General features: G+C 46.0%; 20 protein-coding genes. 9 read left to right on the forward strand and 11 right to left on the reverse strand.

Annotation, left to right across the window (positions count from 1 at the left end; translation table 11 throughout):
• Positions 1-13: 13 nt before the first annotated feature.
• From AC0YN6_RS19395 to AC0YN6_RS19410, 4 genes are all read left to right on the forward strand, one after another.
• On the forward strand, positions 14-3,925 hold the full coding sequence (locus tag AC0YN6_RS19395) for a response regulator (RefSeq protein WP_475748807.1): 3,912 nt from the start codon (positions 14-16) through the stop codon (positions 3,923-3,925).
• Between the two features lie 101 nt (positions 3,926-4,026).
• Positions 4,027-4,755 carry a response regulator transcription factor gene (locus AC0YN6_RS19400; RefSeq protein WP_475748808.1) on the forward strand — a complete coding sequence of 243 codons (729 nt, stop codon included), beginning with the start codon at positions 4,027-4,029 and terminating at the stop codon, positions 4,753-4,755.
• 96 nt (positions 4,756-4,851) lie between these two features.
• Positions 4,852-5,193: a transposase gene (locus tag AC0YN6_RS19405; RefSeq protein ID WP_475748809.1), complete on the forward strand. Its 342-nt coding sequence runs from the start codon at positions 4,852-4,854 to the stop codon at positions 5,191-5,193.
• 116 nt (positions 5,194-5,309) lie between these two features.
• Positions 5,310-5,774, forward strand: a complete 465-nt coding sequence (locus AC0YN6_RS19410; protein ID WP_475748860.1) for an EAL domain-containing protein — start codon at positions 5,310-5,312, stop codon at positions 5,772-5,774.
• A 243-nt stretch (positions 5,775-6,017) separates the two neighbouring features.
• Here AC0YN6_RS19410 and AC0YN6_RS19415 read toward each other — a convergent pair whose 3' ends face one another.
• From AC0YN6_RS19415 to AC0YN6_RS19430, 4 genes are all read right to left on the reverse strand, one after another.
• Complete coding sequence (locus AC0YN6_RS19415) at positions 6,018-6,236, reverse strand: hypothetical protein (RefSeq protein ID WP_475748810.1); 219 nt, start codon at positions 6,234-6,236, stop codon at positions 6,018-6,020.
• A 129-nt stretch (positions 6,237-6,365) separates the two neighbouring features.
• The gene (locus AC0YN6_RS19420) at positions 6,366-7,016 is read right to left on the reverse strand and encodes a TraX family protein (RefSeq protein ID WP_475748811.1); all 651 of its coding nucleotides are present in this window, start codon (positions 7,014-7,016) and stop codon (positions 6,366-6,368) included.
• A 114-nt stretch (positions 7,017-7,130) separates the two neighbouring features.
• Positions 7,131-8,027: a manganese catalase family protein gene (locus AC0YN6_RS19425; RefSeq protein WP_475748812.1), complete on the reverse strand. Its 897-nt coding sequence runs from the start codon at positions 8,025-8,027 to the stop codon at positions 7,131-7,133.
• 130 nt (positions 8,028-8,157) lie between these two features.
• A complete protein-coding gene (locus AC0YN6_RS19430; RefSeq protein WP_475748813.1) occupies positions 8,158-8,622 on the reverse strand; it encodes a hypothetical protein in 465 nt (154 codons plus the stop codon).
• 167 nt (positions 8,623-8,789) lie between these two features.
• On the opposite strand from AC0YN6_RS19430, the gene AC0YN6_RS19435 reads away from it, so the two are divergent.
• On the forward strand, positions 8,790-9,191 hold the full coding sequence (locus AC0YN6_RS19435) for a hypothetical protein (RefSeq protein ID WP_475748814.1): 402 nt from the start codon (positions 8,790-8,792) through the stop codon (positions 9,189-9,191).
• Between the two features lie 650 nt (positions 9,192-9,841).
• Here the strand turns inward: AC0YN6_RS19435 and AC0YN6_RS19440 are convergent.
• Together AC0YN6_RS19440 and mscL are read right to left on the reverse strand one after the other, a co-directional pair.
• Positions 9,842-10,477, reverse strand: a complete 636-nt coding sequence (locus AC0YN6_RS19440; protein ID WP_475748815.1) for an NUDIX hydrolase — start codon at positions 10,475-10,477, stop codon at positions 9,842-9,844.
• Complete coding sequence (gene mscL / locus AC0YN6_RS19445; RefSeq protein WP_475748816.1) at positions 10,470-10,940, reverse strand: large-conductance mechanosensitive channel protein MscL; 471 nt, start codon at positions 10,938-10,940, stop codon at positions 10,470-10,472. Before mscL ends, AC0YN6_RS19440 begins: the two co-directional genes overlap by 8 nt.
• Before the next feature lie 189 nt (positions 10,941-11,129).
• Here mscL and AC0YN6_RS19450 point away from each other — a divergent pair, with 189 nt between their 5' ends.
• The 3 genes from AC0YN6_RS19450 to AC0YN6_RS19460 all read left to right on the forward strand — a co-directional run bounded on the left by AC0YN6_RS19450 (position 11,130) and on the right by AC0YN6_RS19460 (position 14,241).
• Positions 11,130-11,897: a sporulation protein gene (locus AC0YN6_RS19450; protein ID WP_475748817.1), complete on the forward strand. Its 768-nt coding sequence runs from the start codon at positions 11,130-11,132 to the stop codon at positions 11,895-11,897.
• 152 nt (positions 11,898-12,049) lie between these two features.
• Entirely contained in the window at positions 12,050-13,177 is a 1,128-nt protein-coding gene (locus tag AC0YN6_RS19455; RefSeq protein WP_475748818.1) for a DNA alkylation repair protein, read from the forward strand.
• Positions 13,174-14,241 (forward strand): FUSC family protein, encoded by a 1,068-nt coding sequence (locus AC0YN6_RS19460; RefSeq protein WP_475748820.1) that lies wholly within the window; start codon positions 13,174-13,176, stop codon positions 14,239-14,241. The genes AC0YN6_RS19455 and AC0YN6_RS19460 overlap by 4 nt, the downstream gene beginning before the upstream one ends.
• A gap of 637 nt (positions 14,242-14,878) precedes the next feature.
• On the opposite strand, the gene AC0YN6_RS19465 is transcribed toward AC0YN6_RS19460, so the two are convergent.
• From AC0YN6_RS19465 to AC0YN6_RS19480, 4 genes are all read right to left on the reverse strand, one after another.
• Positions 14,879-15,181 carry a transposase gene (locus tag AC0YN6_RS19465; RefSeq protein ID WP_475748821.1) on the reverse strand — a complete coding sequence of 101 codons (303 nt, stop codon included), beginning with the start codon at positions 15,179-15,181 and terminating at the stop codon, positions 14,879-14,881.
• 25 nt (positions 15,182-15,206) lie between these two features.
• Positions 15,207-15,350 (reverse strand): hypothetical protein, encoded by a 144-nt coding sequence (locus AC0YN6_RS19470; RefSeq protein WP_475748823.1) that lies wholly within the window; start codon positions 15,348-15,350, stop codon positions 15,207-15,209.
• Between the two features lie 118 nt (positions 15,351-15,468).
• Positions 15,469-15,867: a zinc ribbon domain-containing protein gene (locus tag AC0YN6_RS19475; RefSeq protein ID WP_475748824.1), complete on the reverse strand. Its 399-nt coding sequence runs from the start codon at positions 15,865-15,867 to the stop codon at positions 15,469-15,471.
• Positions 15,868-15,872: 5 nt separating this feature from the next.
• On the reverse strand, positions 15,873-16,481 hold the full coding sequence (locus AC0YN6_RS19480) for a TVP38/TMEM64 family protein (protein WP_475748826.1): 609 nt from the start codon (positions 16,479-16,481) through the stop codon (positions 15,873-15,875).
• A 378-nt stretch (positions 16,482-16,859) separates the two neighbouring features.
• Here AC0YN6_RS19480 and AC0YN6_RS19485 point away from each other — a divergent pair, with 378 nt between their 5' ends.
• The gene (locus AC0YN6_RS19485; RefSeq protein ID WP_475748862.1) at positions 16,860-17,837 is read left to right on the forward strand and encodes an aldo/keto reductase; all 978 of its coding nucleotides are present in this window, start codon (positions 16,860-16,862) and stop codon (positions 17,835-17,837) included.
• A 57-nt stretch (positions 17,838-17,894) separates the two neighbouring features.
• Here AC0YN6_RS19485 and ilvA read toward each other — a convergent pair whose 3' ends face one another.
• Positions 17,895-19,163 (reverse strand): threonine ammonia-lyase IlvA, encoded by a 1,269-nt coding sequence (ilvA, locus tag AC0YN6_RS19490; RefSeq protein WP_475748827.1) that lies wholly within the window; start codon positions 19,161-19,163, stop codon positions 17,895-17,897.
• Positions 19,164-19,220 lie beyond the last annotated feature (57 nt).

The raw sequence follows: 19,220 nt of genomic DNA on the forward strand, positions 1-19,220 counted from the left end.
AAGAGGTATAATAGTGTCAAAGTTCGACAGATGCGACTCGCGCGTAACGGAAGGGGAAAGCGGCTTGAAGAAAGTGTCGTTGCGTACAAAAGGTTTGATCCTAATCGTTCTCTTTTCTTTCATCCCGTTGTTAATGGCTGGAGCGGGCAATTATTCCGTAGTAAAGGATGCCATGCTAAAATCCGAAATCGAGAAGACAAGCAGTAAGCAGAACAAACGAGCTAATGAATTGGCAGCGTGGATGGCTATCCGCAAGGCGGAAGTCTTAGTCATGAGCCGAACAGAGGTTGTTCGTTTTGGTACAGATAAGGAACGTCTTCAATATTTTGGACGAGAGCTAGTTCGCGGCGGCTTCATCTACCATTCAATTGGGTATATTGATAAGGATGGTATGAGCCTGCGTACCGACGGCAATCAAAGAGATATGAGCATGGAGGAGTTTTTCCAAGAGGCGATATTGGGACAGGTTGTTATTACGGACCCTTTCAGGCCTTCATTCTCTGAAGCTACTCAATCATTTATCGTCGTGCCCGTGTACGGGACAACGAATGAGATCGAAGGGGTTGTTTATGCCTCTTTATCATTCGCGACACTCCGGCCATTTGTTGAGTATGCTGCGGAGGATTCGGTCATACGTTTGTTTAATGATCAAGGCGACATCATTTATGACTCCGATGCCAAAGAAGTTGCGGGCAAGAGCTTATTTGATGAGCAATTATCCCTTGCTCCCATTGCAAGTAAGATGCTGGAGTCCTATGAGGGCGTATCAGGAATTAGTATTGCAAACAAGCCCTATGCAGTTTTCCATACGAAGGTAACAGGAACGCCTTGGCGCCTCGGATTACAAGAGCCGATGTCGAAGCTTAAGGAGGAGCTAAAGCCAATCTTTTGGCGTATTTTTATGACAATTGCTGTTTCAGAAGCAATTATTGTCATTTTTTTCTTTCTATATTTTGAACGAATCGTGAAACGCCTTGAACGTATTTTGGGTGTTACGGAGCATGCAGCGGCTGGGCGCTTTGATGCGGAGCATCTAGAAGTTGAACCGTTCGACGAGGTCGGTCAGCTTGGTCACTCCGTAAATGGAATGATGGAGCATTTGCAAGTAATGTTCGATCGGCTAGAGGCGATCATCAATCAGAATCAATATGGATTTATCGTTCTTGATGATCAATACAAGGTCACTTATCTGAATAAAACAGCTGAAGAGATGCTGGGCTATAAGACGGAGGAAGTAGAGGGAAGCGCTACGCCGCTGTTATTTATGGATTTGGATGAGATTCGCTTAGAGGCCGAGAAGCTGACGACCTTGCTAGGCAGAACGGTTAAGCCTGGTCTAGAAGTATTCAAAGAGCTTCGAAGCCAGAGCTTCTCCTATGAGAGGGAATGGACTTTTATCCATAAAGACGGTACGCGAATTCCGACGCTCCATAGCTCTAACGGCTTGCGTGATCGAAATGGACGTTTCTCAGGCGTAGTAGGCATGGTGCTCGATATTTCTGACCGCAAGCATGTGGAGAAGGCGCGTAATCGCTTGCTCAACATTGTCGAATCTGCAAAGGATTTAATTGCCTCTGTCAGCTCTGATGGAAATCTCGTTTATATGAATAGTGCTGGTAGAGAGATGCTGGGCCTCAATAGCACATTGGACGAGGTGCATAAGGTACAACAATATTCTCATCCGGCTATGTATGTGGAGCTTGTAAGAGGAGCATCGCTAGCTAAGGAGTTTGGGTATTGGGAGAGTGACGCCGAGCTGCTTAAGAGTAATGGTGAGCCGCTGCATGTATCTATGGTCATCGTTCCGCATGAGGACGAAGACACGGGAGAGTTGTTTTTCTCATGTATAGCAAGAGATATATCAGAGCAGAAGATGGTACAGGAGAAGCTTGTTCGCGCCACGCTCGAAGCTGAAGAGGCGAATCAAACAAAGAGTCGATTCCTTGCCATGATGAGCCATGAAATTCGAACACCGCTTAATGGGATTATCGGCTTAACGCAATTAATGCGTAAAACAGGGCTCTCTGCGACGCAGAAAGAATATATGGATAAAATGAATACGTCCTCGGAGTCGCTGCTGCGGATTATTAATGATATTTTGGATTTCTCCAAAATCGAAGCAGGCAAGGTCGATATCGAACGTTTGCCGTTTCAACCAGGTGAGCTTATGCATCGTATAACGGATCAATTAAGCGTATTTATGGGTGGTAAGGAGCAATTTGAATTTATTATTGATATACCAGAGAATATGCCGCAAACCATCATTGGAGATGCGATGCGTCTTGAGCAGGTTTTGCTCAATTTGTGCATGAATGCGATCAAGTTTACGAATAGAGGAAGAGTAAAATTACAGCTAGAGATGGTGGAGGAGTCAGGCTCCGGGGTAAGTGTGAAGTTCATCATCTCAGACACGGGAATCGGGATGAGTGAGGAGCAGGTACAGAAGCTGTTTCAACCTTTCACACAAGCGGATGGTTCCACGACGCGAAAGTTTGGAGGAACTGGCCTTGGACTTGTCATATCTAAAGCATTTGTTGAGCTGATGGGCGGCAAGCTGAATGTTTCTAGCACTGCGTTCGTTGGAAGTAAGTTTTACTTCACGCTGCCGTTAACCATTATTCATAAACATTCAGAAGCGCGTCTGCAAGCTCGTCAGGATTTACTGGAGCAACCGGTATGGATCGTAGAGGATGATGAGGAGATGCGAGGGCATTGGTGTGATATCGTCGAGTCCTTCGGTTTAACGTCTATTCCTTTCGATTCTTGGAAAATGGCTCGAGACCGCCTGCGCCGTATTGGAGCAGGGGCCTTGCCTAAGCTTATCGTATTGGATATGGAAATGCCGGACATGTATGGTGCAGAAACCTGGCTTGAGTTCCACCATGAAGCGGAGCTCGCCGGCGTCAAAACGATTGCCATGACCACTTCTTACGGTCGTGATGAGATGATGCAGCTGCCAGCTGAGCAAAGACCTGTCACGCTGTTAATTAAGCCTATTATGCGGACCGCTATGCTGCGTGCAATCGAAAGCGCATTGAATTGTAAGGACGCTGCTCCAAGCGAGCAGGAATTCGAGGATATAGCAACGACGGTGCAAGAAGCCGTCTCGAACATACGGATTTTGTTAGCAGAGGACAACAAAATCAATCAGCTGGTCGCCATAGAAATACTGAAGGAGCGAGGCTACGAGGTCGGATTAGCGGAGAATGGCGAAGAGGTACTGCAGAGACTGGATCTAGAGCATTGGGATATTATTCTGATGGATATTCATATGCCGGTAATGGATGGCTCGGAAGCGGTTCGCCTTATCCGGACAAAATCAGAGTATGATCATATTCCTATCATTGCAGTCACGGCAAATGTGCTTCGCAACGATCACGAGCGCTATTTGAAGCTAGGGATGAACGATGTGGTGACCAAGCCGATTTCCTCCGAAAGGCTGCATAACGTCATTTCTTATTGGCTGAAAGAGGGCAGCAATCCACACATACAGCCGGTGACTAAGCAGGATATGCATAATCGCTCTCATAAATTAGAAGTAGCAAATGAGAACCCACTCCCCTTAATAGCTGGAATGAATGTTGAAAGCGCGCTCGCTAGAGTAAATGGGAAGCTGCCGATTTTGCTTCATATGATGGAGCAATTTATGCTTGATTACGATTCTTTTGCAGATCAACTGCGTATGATGGTCAAGCAATCTGAGCTAACCATTGTCAAACGAATGACGCATACCCTTAAAGGTGCTGCTGGCTATTTATCGGCATATGAATTGTTAGAGGCTGTATGTGAAGTGGAGCGCATCGTGAAGCTTCCAGAGCAGGAAACGGAAAACCTACAAAAGGCTATTATACAGCTAGAGGCGGCGTTAAAGAGGCTATTGGAAGGGCTTCATTATGCCAAAAACGCATTCGACAATAAAACCTAACAATTAACTAACAAGTTGTTGTTCCTTTAATGACGTTAATGTATAGTAGAGATATTATAAATATTCGACAGAAATCATCTATCCTCCAAAGGGTGACGACAATGTATAAAGTACTAGTTATTGAAGATGACGTCATGATGAGTGATATGCTGTCTATGTATTTATCCGAAGAAGGCTATTCCGTCATGCAAGCCTATAGAGCGGATGATGGGCTGAGACTCACAACCGAGTTTGATCCTGATTTGGTTCTGCTTGATTTGATCTTGCCCGATTTGGACGGAATGGAAGTATGTACGCTTATTAGAAAGCGTTCTAACGTACCGATTATGATCCTATCCATGAAGAGTGAAGTATCAGAAAGGGTTCAGGCTTTAAAGGCTGGAGCGGATGATTACATGTGCAAGCCATTCAGTATGCACGAAATGACTGCGCGGGTAGAGGCGTTAATACGTCGTTCGAATACGATGCAGGTAGAAGCAACGCAGCAGGTTTCGGCAGCAGTGGAAGTAATCAACGAGGGTGAACTCATTCAGCTTGATTTTGAGAGACGCTTATTGCTCGTTCGCGGGCAGTTAGTTGAAACAACCTTCTCAGAATATGAGTTGATGAAGCTATTTCTTGCTTATCCAGGTAAGGTGTTTAGCAGGGAAGAGCTTATAAATACAATTCGCGGCTTTGATTCCTTCGTGACAGATCGCGCTATAGACGTACATATCGTCAACCTTCGCAAGAAGATTGAACAGAACCCGAAGGAGCCTAAGCTGATTCGAACGGTTTGGGGATTTGGTTACAAGTATACGGCGCAGCACACAAGCGTGAGCGAAGGATAAGCACAATTTTTTTGGAGTCTTAATAAAGAACCATTCCGTTAATGAACTGCACCCCAATTGTTAGACACCATCTAACATTGGAGGTGCAGTTTTTCTATGACTAAGTTTAGTACGGATGAAAAATCACAAGCAGTTATACGTTATCACAATGGATCAGAGAGCTTAAAAGCCATTGCGAAATTGCTAGGGATCCATCCTTCTGTCTTTACAAATTGGATTAGACAATTTGAGTGTCATGGTGAAGATGCTTTTAAACGGGGCTATACATCATATTCCATACAGGATAAACTAAACGTACTTAATCATATGAACGAACATGGGACGTCTGTTAGAGAAACGGCTGCGGTATTTAATATTGCGAGCCATAGTACCATTTTAAGCTGGCAAAAAAGCTTAGAATTAGTACAATACCGAACTCATGCCCAGCTAATCGCCTAGCAAAATAAACTGTCTAACTTTATGGTGTCACTTCATAATTGGAGTGGTTCTTTTATTTTGCTAACAAATGATGTTTAACATCGTTAATCAACGCCTAATTGTAAGGTTGTTTCGTAATTAAGGACGGCAAGCTCAGAGGATTTGAGGCACTGCTGCGCTGGAAACATCCGGAGCTGGGTGATATTTCACCTTCGGAATTTATACCTATCGCCGAGCAAAACGGTCTAATTGTACCTATTGGAGAGTGGGTGCTCAGAGAGTCGTGCAAATTGCTGTCTCACATGAATAAATACGGTTTGAACGGACAAATCATGTCGAATAATGTACCCACCGTGCAGCTGCAGAATGCTGCATTCGCTCAGTTGATGCTGAATGTCTTAAAGGAGTATGAGCTGGATCCGTCTTCCTTTGAGATCGAAATCACGGAAAATACTATTTTTCATACCTCGGAGTACAAGGAACAATATGAGATGTTAAGTGAATGGGGCTGCAACTATGTACAGGGTATTCTGCTAGGGAAACCGCTGGAGCCTGACGTGCTTGACATATCTATGATTCGACGTTCGGAGAATACAGCGTAGAACAACATAAAAGGGAGAACTGAGAAGTGAGTCTATTGAACAAATTTAGAAATATTCGAACCACAAAACCTACTATTCGAATTAAGCTCATGTGCTTATGTCTATCACTTTTGCTTAAAGCATTTACAAAAGGAAGTTATGAAATTCAAAGTATAGCAGACGCCGTCTCTCTAGATGAAGCGGATAAACATACAAAAGACCTGACCGGCAAATTACGCCTTCAGGTCTTTTTTTATAGGTCATCTAACATACTTCAAGGTAAAGCTTCGTACCGTCATTATACTGAAAAATAGCAACATCGCGTACCATTTCAACGGATTTGATGCTTCTCCATTTTTTGCGGAAATCAAAGTCCAGCTCCAATTCGTACAGTTTATGATGAAGCATATCTATGGATGCAGATTGTTCGTTAGGATAGTATACTGGGACAGAACGACTTTTGAAGGTAACGATTTTCATCATTTCCTATAACACCTCCGATCAATTTCCCCCATTCTAACGTAAATCTTTTAGCCCCTTATGAAACGGTGGTCAGAATTTTGTTTACTTTATTTACACATTTCTAACACATTCGACAATTACTGCGCTAAATTAGTTGAAATAGTTATTTGTTGCATAATAGACGATTGCGATAAGAGTCAGATGAAGCGGATAAAAGCTTCGCCATACAAAGCGGGGTATTTTTATTTTGTCCGCGCTTTTTATGAAATCGGGTAAATAGACAATGAGAAGAGTAGCAAATAGGCTGAAAGCTTGAATGAACCATCCCTTTATAAAGATACTTACCACGTTCAAAGTAAAGTGAAACAGCGTAAACCAATATATTGGAGCATAACGATAAATGAGCACAAGTATTGTGATGTATGCGCCATAGCTGAATGGCAGAAGCTCTAAGAAACTAATGAATGATCCACAGAGAAGAACCTGCAGAAGCGGTTTGTCGCTCCATTTATCGAGAAGGCGTAGAAGCAGCAGGCAGACGAATAAAGAGCCCACCGTATTCACTTCAAGCCGATTAAAGGCAAGTTGATATGGCAGCTGTGATAGGAGTGCGATCCATGCTACCCTCTTCAGATAAAGATTTATGTCACTCGTTCGAAAATAACCCAGCACCATCGTAAACGCATAGAAGGGCAGTGCCAGCCGTCCAATCATTCTCCATACGACATTTTCTGAAAACCATATGAGACCAATATGATCAATAAGCATAGTAAGCATAGCCAAGCCTTGAATTGCAGCCACCTTCATTCCCTCGTTTTTTTTCCAGTATAGCACAAGGAAAACGAGAGAATAGGAGCATGAAGACCTCCAAGTCGCTTTAAGCGAATGAGGAGGTCTTCATCATTTTACATCAGGCTATAAACCAGCGTTTTTCTGCAGCCGACGGGCAATTTCCATAAAATCCTCTTGCGAGATGCCAGGCGCGAACTCCTCTGGAAGCTCACTCAAATCAGGCATAGGTGCACCATGCGGCGCGCCCTGAATAACCTCAAGCGGAGCTCCTGTCAGTGGATTCTGACCGTTCCAGATGAGGACGATATCCTTGTAATCGTTTTGACTAAAGGTGTACAGCTTGTTGCCGAGTCCCATGGCTTCAAACTTACGTGCCGTTTCGAAGCTGTTATTGCTTAGGTCGGGAATCGGTATGAGCTTCTTTACGTCGACGCCTGTTGCAATTTCGAGCGCCTTTGCATACGCCAGCACATGAACACCGCCGCGAACAAGCAAGTAGCCAATCATTGCCCGTGCAGTTGGATGATCAGTCATCTCATATACCCTCATCTTATGTGTGCGTGCACCGCACTCCAAGAAGAAGTTGTGCAGCAGGTCGAGCACGAGGTTGCCGCTGCTAAATACATTATCCCCTGTCCAAGCACGTCCCATTGAATCTCCAGGCAGTGAGGTTTGAGCAGTTTGGATAAAAAAATAGCTGTTGCGCTTATTGACGCCTTCCCTCAGCGGAGTGGAATTTGGATCACCGGGACTTGTAGTCCCTGTCAGCACCATATTAATAGCAGTCGAAACAAGCTCTACGTGGCCAAACTCCTCTGCTGTTATGCTGGATACAAGATCATAGAAAGGCTTAAGCTTAACTTTCTCGCGGAAATTAAAGGATTGATACATGTAGTTGTTTAGAGTAGACATCTCACCAAATTTGCCTCCAAGCAGCTCTTGTACTGCTGCCGCAGCATTCGCATCCGCATAAGGTGATGGCGGGAGCTCTACCTGCAGCCGATTTATTCGTTCAATCATGAGCTTACTCCCCTCATTTCATCGACGATTCATTCTATGCATATGTATGACAGCTTTCGCAGCCATAGACCGTCGATGTCAAAAGGGACAGGCTTTTGTCGAATCATTTTATGCATAACTTGGCTTAGGTTTAGAGCAGAGAGATGACAAGCAGCTCATAGAGCACAAGCGGCAGTACCGCATTGTACGGGTTCATGAAAGCACGCGGATCGCGCATCGTACATTGTAAATATAAGATGCAGTGATCAATGTGCACAATCATGCCTTCAAAAACATGACCATCGACGGTTTGAACGCAAACGTACTTATGCATATGACCACCGCACATGTTCATAACGCGGTCGCGAACCTCCATCACCATTGCCGTGTGCTGCGGCTCCGCCTGATAGACCAGCGGGGCTGCCTTCTCCATGCTGCCCATATTGCCCGCGTTTGGCATATTGCCCATGCTGTGCATATTAGGCATACTACCCGTGTTGCCCGCGTTTGGCATATTGCTCATGCTGTGCATATTAGGCATGGTGCCTTGGTTGCCTGCGTTTGGTACATTGCCCATATTTCCGATATTGCCCATGTTCATCATATTTTCTGCCAAGCCAAAGACCTCCATTCGTATGGTATGACATATAGGTATGCAGGAAGCGGGCAGGTCATACAAGAAGGAACCGTTAATTTCAACATTTGACAGGGGGTTACTCGTCCATGCAATTCTCTCATATTTACATAGAATAGAGTATGTTCGAGGGGGGAGGGGGGATAGTAATGTCCACCAAAACAAAATTGAAAGTTAGCAATTTCAACTCAACTAGTCAAGCAAATAGCCGTACTTCTGGCTGCAGATGCAAAGAAGATCATAGAAGCAACGGTCGCAGAGAAGATCCGGCTGTTGAAGCTATGCAAGAAGCAGGGAAAGATCTAAGTGATTTCTTTAAGCAGCTGAAAGATGAGCGTACAGCAGAAAAACTTGTGAGAGCAATTCGTTGTCGTGACGCAAGAACAATACAATCTTTGCTAGATCGTCACTGCCGAGTAGTTTGCTTCTTCCATGCACAAAACAAAGATTGTGTCAGAATTTTCTGTTCGTTTGGTAGAAATGACGTAACTGTTACGTTTGATATTTGCGTCAAAAGAGAGCACGATGAATGCCGTCGCCGCTTCTGGTAATCAAATTTGTGAAGTAGGACTGTCTGAGATGATAAATCGACAGTCCTCTTTGTCGTTAAAATGAAAGGGAAATCACAGCGTCTGTGTTAATCGCATACGTTATAGGAGTGAGAGCCAAAAATATTGAATGAGTGGGGAGGGGACGAAGTTGCCGCGAATACCTAATTTTCCGCAAGCATTGTTAGATGAACACGGTGTATGGCACCATCAGAATCATTTAGTGCCGGGGACTGTACCGCCGCCTGGCTATGGCGAACGATTTTTGCGATTTCATCGCGATTTTATAAATAAGGTATACAGCTGGCATGATTCGATGGGCTATGACCGAAGTTGGGTGGCCGGTTGGAACCAGATTCCTGACGGCATAAGGCGCGCCCCCTGCTTTAATGCAAGTGCTGAGCAGAGAGTGCTGTCTAATCCGCGTTCGTTCACGTCAGCCGACCAGCTTGGAAGCTTTATTGAAAGCAACCTTCACGGTTGTTTTCATGAAATGGCGGCGCGGCTGTACAATCAGCCGGAGCTGAATGACTTTGATCTAGCGCCGCGCAACACCGAGTTTTATAACATACATGGATTAATTGATCAATGGTATACCAATTGGGAGCGAGCATGGGGAGTTCGTGAATCCGCGAGCAAAGGCGAGGCTTCCTTTAAGTACAATCCCGTAAAGCCTGAAGTACATGCCTATAATAAGAAAAGTCGCGCGGCACGAACTGCTTCGCCGAAACGGAGCGCTGGACCATTATTAGACGCCCATTGTGTCCGCCAAGCTCAACACCTTGCGCAGACAGCTCGGTTAAAGAGCCTTCAAACAATGAAATTAGCTCATCCAGATCGGCCTCATATACGCCAGCCACTTCTTCAGGCTGCAGCTGAAGTTCAGTCAAAGGCAGCTCGCACACGAGTCCAAAAACATCACTAACCTCACGGTCGATAAAAGCTTGTCCATTCACTTCTCCGCTTATATCCTCACGAATTTGTCCGAGCGGGATGAGCTCCTCGAACGAGGCAGCTACGCCAAGCTCTTCCTCAAGCTCCCGGATGGCATCACGTGTGGTTTCGCCCGCGGTTAAATGGCCGGCTGCCGTAATATCATAGCAGCCGGGGTTCGTATCCTTGCTGGATTGACGCAGCTGAAACCGTACGAATTTACGGTTTTCTTCGCGTCGCGTCAGCCAGCAATGGAATGAGCGATGCCAATAACCTTTGGCATGAGTCTCCGCGCGCGTCGCGGTGCCTAGCGGCCGAAGCTGCTCGTCATAGATGTCGAACAGCTCATCAGCCATGCGCAGCAGCCTCAAGTTGAGATGTGCAGTGCTTGCAGCGCGTTGCTTTCATAGGCACTTTGGACAAGCAATGAGGGCAATCCTTCTCAGTTACTTCGACAGGAGGTGCTTCTTTCTTATCATTGCGGCGCAAAATGTTGATTACCTTAACAAGCATGAAAATACAAAATGCAACGATTATAAAGTCCAGCATAACGTTAATGAATTGACCGTAGTTGAGGGTGGGCAACAAAGTGGGATCATTTTTATCGGCTACACTAGCGGCGTGTTCTTTGGTGTAAAGAGGAAGTTTTAAATTTTTAAAATCTACTCCACCCAAAAGCACACCTATAGGCGGCATAATTACATCGTTGACGAGAGAAGTAACGATTTTACCGAATGCTCCCCCAATAATGACCCCGACCGCTAAGTCGATGACATTGCCTTTCATTGCAAACTCTTTAAACTCTTTAATGATTTTCATCGCAAATCCTCCTACTAGTTTTCTACTAAAGACATTCTATCATAATTACTGAAGATGAGTAGAAGAGAAACACCTTCAGTTCACTTACAATAAATTGAAGGGTGAATAGTATTTGAAACCTAATTTTTAAAGCGCCGTAATAGGCTTAAGTAGTAAAGGTACACCAAAATTTGAGTGGGGGTTGGTTTCATGTTTAATCGTTTTTTGGCAAGTATCGGTATTGGTTCGGCAAAGATTGATACGTTGTTGGAGAAGCCTCGTTACTCGCCTGGCGAAGAGGTCCGCGGTATCGTAAAGATTCAAGGCGGCAATGTGGAACAGCGCATAGAAACGATTCAGCTTTCAGTCATGACAGAATATATTCGCGAAAGCAATGACAATAAAATTACGCAGCATGGTGAGGTAGGCCGTTATCATGTGAGCGCCCCCTTTACGCTGCAGGCAAATGAAAAACGCGAGGTACCGTTCTCCTTTCAACTGCCGCATCAAACTCCGCTTACAATCGGCCGTGCACCAGTATGGGTGAAGACGGAATTAGACGTTCGCGGCGGTGTTGATCCAGGTGATAACGATCGAATCGAAGTGGTCCCAACGGCTGCTATGAATACGGTGCTTGAGGCGATGAATCTGCTTGGCTTCCGGTTTCGCAAGGCTGAGTGTGAGTATTCTTCCCGCTTAGGCGGCAAGATGCCGTTTGTTCAAGAGCTGGAATTTGTTCCGACAACGCAGTTCCGCGGTCAGCTTGATGAGGTGGAGGTTATGTTTTATCCTTCGGACCGTGAGCTTGAACTGGTACTTCAAATTGACCGGCGTGCACGCGGCTTGTCTAGCTTTTTTGCAGAGGCAATGGATATGGATGAATCATTCGTTCGGGCTCGCTTCACGAATGAGCAGCTTTCAGCTGGACCGAATACGATTGCTCATCAGTTGTCCGATATCATTTCACGTTACGTTTAGCACTAAATAAATTGAAGACAGCTCGGGAGCGCTCTTGCGGGAGCGTTTCGGAGCTTTTTTTGTGGTTAAAGAAGTCTGAATAAATGAATAATGTTTGTTAGTAGTGAACGAATCATTTTTTTCGGTATAATAGCTGGAGGAGGAGATGTACGTTGGCAGAACCGCTTAAGGCTATGTATGATGGAATGTTTTTGGAACAGTTTGCAAGTTTGGTGAAGACAGCGTGGACCTCATTTGATACTGTAGCATTCGTGGATCTTGTAAGGGATGGAAGCTGGGAGCAGCTGGAACTCAAGGCACGCGCACGAAAGATAACAGAAGCGCTAGGCGCCTCATTGCCGCAGGCTTATGATGAAGCACTGGCTGTTTTGTATCAAATAGATGACAAGTGTAAAGGGCTCCCTTATATCTTTTTCCCGGACTTCGTTGAAGTGTTTGGAATGAAGCCGCAAAACTGGGAGTTATCATTAGCAGCACTTGAGAGGTTTACGGAGTATTCAACCTCAGAATTTGCAATTAGATCGTTCATTTTGAGTGATCCCGAGCGTATGGCTAAACAAATGCTTACGTGGGCAGACCATCCGAATGAACATGTGAGAAGACTGGCGAGCGAGGGAATAAGACCTCGTTTGCCATGGGCGCAGGCGCTGCCGCTCTTTAAGCGGGATCCCTCACCGATTGTACCTATTTTGGAGAAGCTGAAGTCTGATCCTTCTCTATATGTACGTAAAAGTGTGGCTAACAATTTGAATGATATTGCGAAAGACCATCCTGAGCTTGTTATTCAGCTTGCAAAGGCTTGGATAGGTAAGGATACGAATACAGATTGGATCATTCGCCATGGCTGTCGTACGCTGATTAAGCAATCTAGTCCGCAGATTATGGAACTATTCGGGTATGCGAAGCACGAGACAGCTGAGGAATTGGAGCGTCCTTTGGTGACAGCTGCTGCCCTAACGGTATCTCCGGATAAGGTCGCGATTGGGGGCGAAGTATCTCTCAGCTATAATGTACAGCTACGTGAGGGAGAGCCGGCAAAGCTGCGTATCGAATACGGCATTGCGTTCGTGAAATCCAGCGGCAAAACGTCGCTAAAACGATTTCTGTTATCGGATCGCGAGTATGCTGGAGGAGCCTCAGCTTCGGGTGTTCGTGTCCACCGCTTCGCGGATTTAACGACACGGAAACATTATAGCGGAGTTCATCATGTAACATTGTGGGTGAACGGGAGAGAGGCAGCTGCTGCCGAGCTTCTTGTGACGGAGGCAGAATTAACATGACGATTGGCGCCAGAGTTTTAAAAACGGGAATGGCTGTCGCCTTAGCGATTTATTTGAGCAGTTTCTTTGGCTTCGATTCTTCACTGATTGCTGCGGTTGCGGCGATTTTTACGATACAACCATCGATTTACCGCTCTTGGCAGCGTGTTGCGGATCAAGTGCAAACCAATCTGCTTGGTGCAGTAATCGCGATAGTGGCTGTTCAACTTTTCGGTCATACGGCAATAGCAGCTGGACTCGTCTGTATTGTCGTCATTCTTATTAGTATACGATTGAAAATGGAAAGTACGATCAGTCTGACTCTTGTTACCGTTGTTGCCATCATGGAGGCGAATGGACAAGGTTGGTATGTGGCGCTGGAGAGATTTTTAATGGTACTGACCGGGATCGGCGCGTCGTTCGCTGTTAACGTGCTTGTATTTCCTCCGCGTCCAAGGCGGCAATTCACAGAGCAGGTTCATCAAGCCTACACACAGCTTTCTCTGCTGCTTCGTACGGCGATATCGAATGAGATGAAAGAGCAGGTTTTCCGCCAAGAGAAGGACAAGCTGCATGAGACGCTTCGGAAGTTGGAGGAACGACACTCTGTATTTGAAGAGGAGCGTAAAGTGCTCGCTCGAACGAAAACAAGCCATGCTCGGCAGCTGCTTGTATCCAAGCAGATGATTAAGACGCTTACAAAAGGCGCGGATCTCCTCGACGTTGTGGAGGAGCATTATTTTTCCTCGCCAAGCGCTAGTGAATGGGCGCTGCGCTTCGATCGGCAAATTGAGGATTTATCGAAGTATCACGAGCATATTTTGCTCAAAGCAGAGGGAAAAATGAAGCCTAATGCGCTCATTGAGCCGGAGGAAGAACGTGAGGCGCGGTTTGTTAAGGAGTTAACAGCGTACATCATGGAAGATCCGGACGAGCATAAGCGTCTCGTCTTTGTCGCTTCTGGGGTGTTCGAATATGCCTATCATTTGCGGCGTCTGGAGAAGCTGCTCGACCAAGTCGCTCAGCGTGAGGAAAATGCTAAGCGCGGAGGCGCAGAGGAATCGGAGAATGGGACGAAGCAATAGACTCTGACATCGCCCTAGGAGCTAGTATAGGCGCAACAGAGGCAGGAAGACATAGTTGAAGTATCACCGAGGGCAAACAGCAAACATTGGGATCAACACTCTAGCTGTTTCAGCAAAGGTTGCCAGGTAGAGCCGCACAATGCAACCTACGTTGCAGTTATTGCAGTAGAAGTAGCACCGAGGGCAAACATTGGGATCAACACTCTAGCTGTTTCAGCAAAAGCAGCCAGGTAGAGCCGCACAATGCAACCTACGTTGCAGTTACTGCATAGAAGTATCACCGAGGGCAAACAGCAAACATTGGGATCAACACTCTAGCTGTTTCAGCAAAAGCAGCCAAGTAGAGCCGCACAATGCAACCTACGTTGCAGTTATTGCAGTAGAAGTAGCTCCGTGGCAGCACATCGAGCCCTACACTGTAGTTACTGCAATAGAATCCTTTAAAATCAGCTACATAGTTCACAAACGTGAGTAATATCTATTGTATAACTGCAGCGTAGCTCACGTAAGAGGGCCGCATGTAAGGTTTCTGTTGCAGAAAGTACAATACAACAAAGAAACAGCAGGATAGGATGGCGCTATTAAGCGTCTCTTACCTGCTGTTTTTTTAATTACGCTTATTGCAACAGTCTATTACTTATTGATCATCGTCAGTTTTATTGCTGCCTTTATGACGGCGAGGATGCTGCATATGAGCTTCTGGATTTTTGTCATCATCATGCGGTACCAATCGCGGGTCGGTATGTCCTTGATGATGGTTGTTAAAGTAGAGCTCAACGAGCTGCCATTCTGTCGTTCCGAGCATCGGATCTGCTGGGAACACGTCTCCGCGTTCGAGCTGCTCCTCGCGGCCCCATTCATTCCGATAAGTGCCTTTTACTTCAACCGGCTCGCCAGATAGTGGATTCATCTCATTATGGTTATAATCATTATTGCTCATATGGTGTCAACCAACCTTCCTGTGCTTATAATCCGTGCTTAGGCACCGCTGCGCGATCGGCATCTGACTGCAGCTCACTTGCTAACTCTTTGCTGCCTCGATTGCGGTCTGCTTGGGATTGCGCCTTGCTTGCCGCTTTCTGTTGATCGGATGGCTGTTTGCCTGACATTGGGTCACCCTCCTGAGATTTATCATCATCGTTTATTTTGTCTTCAGAAGAAGATCCTCAACAGTGTGCCACAAAAGGATGAAATGTATGAGTACGGAGTGAAGGGAATGAGCGAATCTTATAACAACTGGAGCCCGCAGGAGGGACATGTGGAATCCTGTTCGGTTACGGTTTCATCGCAAGCGGGACATGGCTCGGAAAATGTTGCTTTAGCAGTATCGGCAAGTACGCCATGACCTTGAGCAGCAACGCCCTCCTTATTAGCAGGGGACTGCTCTGGCGATGGTCGAAGATGTGCAGGCGTGCCGAACAGTGTCTCCACCATCTCTTTAATGTCCTTATGTTTGTCCGAATCGTCAGAAACAATTCGAACAAACATAAACATACCTGCAAGCAGAGTACCTGCAATAATTAATACGATTGTCGTTGCACCAACGTCAAACCATGAAAGCAGCGGGGGTGACACTTGCACTTGCGCTATCCAACCACTCAGAATGGATGCAGTATTTATGCTCATTCACCTCACCCATTCACCTGATATCGCGATTCAAGCCGTTTGCCACCAAACCACATAACGAGTACTGCGGTAATCGAGACAAAGATACGCCAAGGCTCATCGACGAGATTGCCAATATCAAAGCTGATTAGCGAAATGCAAAAAATCATAACCGCCTTGCCAAGCAGTGTAGCCAGCAAAAAAGTTTGAAATGGCACCTTGCTGAGGCCGGAGATGATCGTTATGACGATGGATGGAGTAAACGGGAAGCATGCAAGCAGGAACAGCGGTGTGAAGCCTTTTTTCTCGATCCAATTGAAAAACCGTACTGATTTTGGAAAACGCCGCTCGAGCCGACCCTTCACGTTGTGGCCCAGCTTTCGACTAATCCAAAATACAGTGATAGCGCCAGCAGTTACACCGATCCATGAAAACAGGAAGCCAAAGCCAAGGCCATATATATTGGCATTAGCTGCAATGATAAGAAATAACGGAAGGAAAGGGAGAAAAGATTCAATCATCGGAAGTAAAATGCCGGGAAACGGTCCCCACTGCGAATAGCTTTCCAATGTCCATTGGATCGAATCCAGATCCAAATGTTTTAAATATTCCAGCCAATTGCGCCAATCATCCATAGATCTAACTCCGTTCTACTTGTTTGTAGCTTTTTCATTTGCATCGAATGTCGGAAATGGGAACCATAAATAAGAAGGCTAGTCCAAGAGCAGCTGCTATAAGTAAACAATACCAGAACGTTAGTCCCTAGACCAGCGCAGATAACTCGATATCGATGCTCCGAAACGAGCTAAGCTAATGAGCTTATATCCATTATAAGCAAGTTAGCCATAATATCCAAAATGACGATATTTACTATGCTATATGCGGTTAGAAGCTGACTAGCAGTCATAACGCTATTAATAAAACGTAATCGAACGTTGTTTGGTTACATTGTATAATTTTAGTATAATGAATATGCAATCCATCCTATTCAAAATGAAGGGACGATGATTAGAGTGCAATACACGAAACTAGGAAGATCAGGACTTCGAGTAAGCCGCTTATGTCTGGGAACGATGAACTTTGGCGTGGATACCGATGAGAAGGAATCATTTCGTATTTTGGATGCTGCTCTAGATGCGGGCATTAACTTTTTTGATACCGCAAACATTTACGGTTGGGGTGAGAATGCAGGTCGTACGGAAGAAATTATCGGAAAATGGTTTAAGCAAGGCGGCGGACGTCGCGAACGTACAGTACTTGCTACAAAAGTATACGGTGATATGCATGATGAGCATGATGGTCCGAACCGCGAGGCAGGGCTATCCGCATATAAAATTCGCAGACATTTGGAAGGTTCGCTTAAGCGGCTTCAAACAGATCATATAGAGTTATACCAAATGCATCATGTGGATCGCAGCGCCAACTGGAACGAGCTGTGGGGAGCATTCGAAACGGCAGTGTCGCAAGGAAAGGTTGGTTACATAGGCTCTAGTAATTTTGCCGGTTGGGATATTGCTGTCGCGCAGGGTGAAGCGAAGGCAAGAGGGGGAATAGGTCTCGTCTCTGAGCAGCATAAATACAACCTGCTTTGTCGTCTGCCAGAGCTTGAAGTGCTGCCGGCTTCGAAGGAATTAGGGCTCGGCGTTATTCCATGGAGTCCGCTTGACGGAGGCCTGCTGGCAGGCAACCACCGTCGCAAAGATGGAGGCCGCCGCAGCGGTGATGCTAAACGATTGGAACAGCACCGCGATCAGTTAGATGCATATGCTGCGTTCTGCGATGAGCTTGGCGAGCCGGAGGATCTCGTATCACTGGCATGGCTGCTCGCGAACCCAGCTGTAACAGCTCCGATAATCGGGGTACGGACGCTGGATCAATTCAAGCGTTCACTTCGTGCAATTGAAGTTTCTTTAGATGAATCAGCGCTTAAACGAATGGATGAGATATTCCCGGGTCCTGGCGGGGATGCTCCGCGCGCATACTCCTGGTAAAATAAATCGCCCCGTTTCCATTAGTGGAAGCGGGGCGTTTCTCATACTTCATACAGATCAAATTAACAAGTTAAATAGAACAGGGTCCTTGTTCAGTTCTACAAATTGAAAGCCCTTCTTCGTCATTCGATCGATAAGCGGTTCGTAATCTTCTCGGTGCTTGAGCTCAATGCCGACGAGTGCCGGGCCATTGTCTTTATTTGATTTCTTTGTATATTCGAAACGTGTTATATCATCATTAGGACCAAGTACACTGTCAAGAAATTCACGCAGCGCACCAGCGCGCTGTGGGAAGCTCAGCATAAAGTAATGCTTATAACCCTCATAAATGAGGGAGCGCTCCTTGATCTCCTGCATCCGATCGACATCATTATTGCCGCCGCTCACAACACAGACAACGGTCTTGCCTTTGATTTGCTCGCGATAGGCTTCAAGCGCAGCTATGGCCAGTGCGCCTGCAGGTTCAGCTACAATCGCATTCTCATTGTACAAATCAAGCATTGTTGTACATACCTTTCCTTCAGGAACGGCAATCACATCATCAAGCAAATCGCGGCACAGCTCATAGGTCAAATCTCCGATTCGTTTAACAGCTGCGCCATCAATGAATTTGTCGATTTGCTCTAGTGTCTTAACCTCACCTGCATCAAGTGAAACTCTTAGCGATTGTGCTCCTTCCGGCTCAACGCCGATAACCTTCGTTGCAGGCGAGACGATCTTCACATAAGCAGACACGCCTGCTGCTAGACCGCCGCCGCCGACGGTTACAAAGATGAAGTCAGGCGCGGTATCTGCCGCTTCCATCAACTCTTGGCCGACCGTTCCGTTTCCTGCGATGATCTTGGGATCGTCGAAGGGATGAATGAAGGCGAGGCCATTGCGGTTGCTCTCAGCGACTGCTTCGGCATAAGCGTCATCAAAGGTATCGCCGGTAAGAATGACCTCAACATGTGATCCGCCAAAAAATTTTACCTGCGACACCTTTTGCCTTGGAGTCGTGCTGGGCATATATATTTTTCCGGGGATGCCAAGGGTTTGGCACGAGTAGGCTACACCTTGCGCGTGATTGCCAGCGCTCGCGCAAACAACGCCTTTAGCCAGCGTCTCAGGTGAGAGAGAGCGCATCATATGATATGCGCCGCGTATTTTGAACGAGCGAACGACCTGCAAGTCCTCTCGTTTTAGAAGCACATCACAATCAAATCGCTCGGACAGTACACGGTTATGTTGAAGTGGTGTACGTATAATGATATCCTTTAAATGCATTTGTGCTTGAACGATTTCTTCAAGTCCAATACGATGCGTCGGTACATGATTTGCGTTCATAGGTGACCATCCTTTCGGCTTTTTTAGGAGCAGTTTGTAAAAATGATTGGATTCATT

Source organism: Paenibacillus sp. J22P15 (assembly GCF_056269345.1).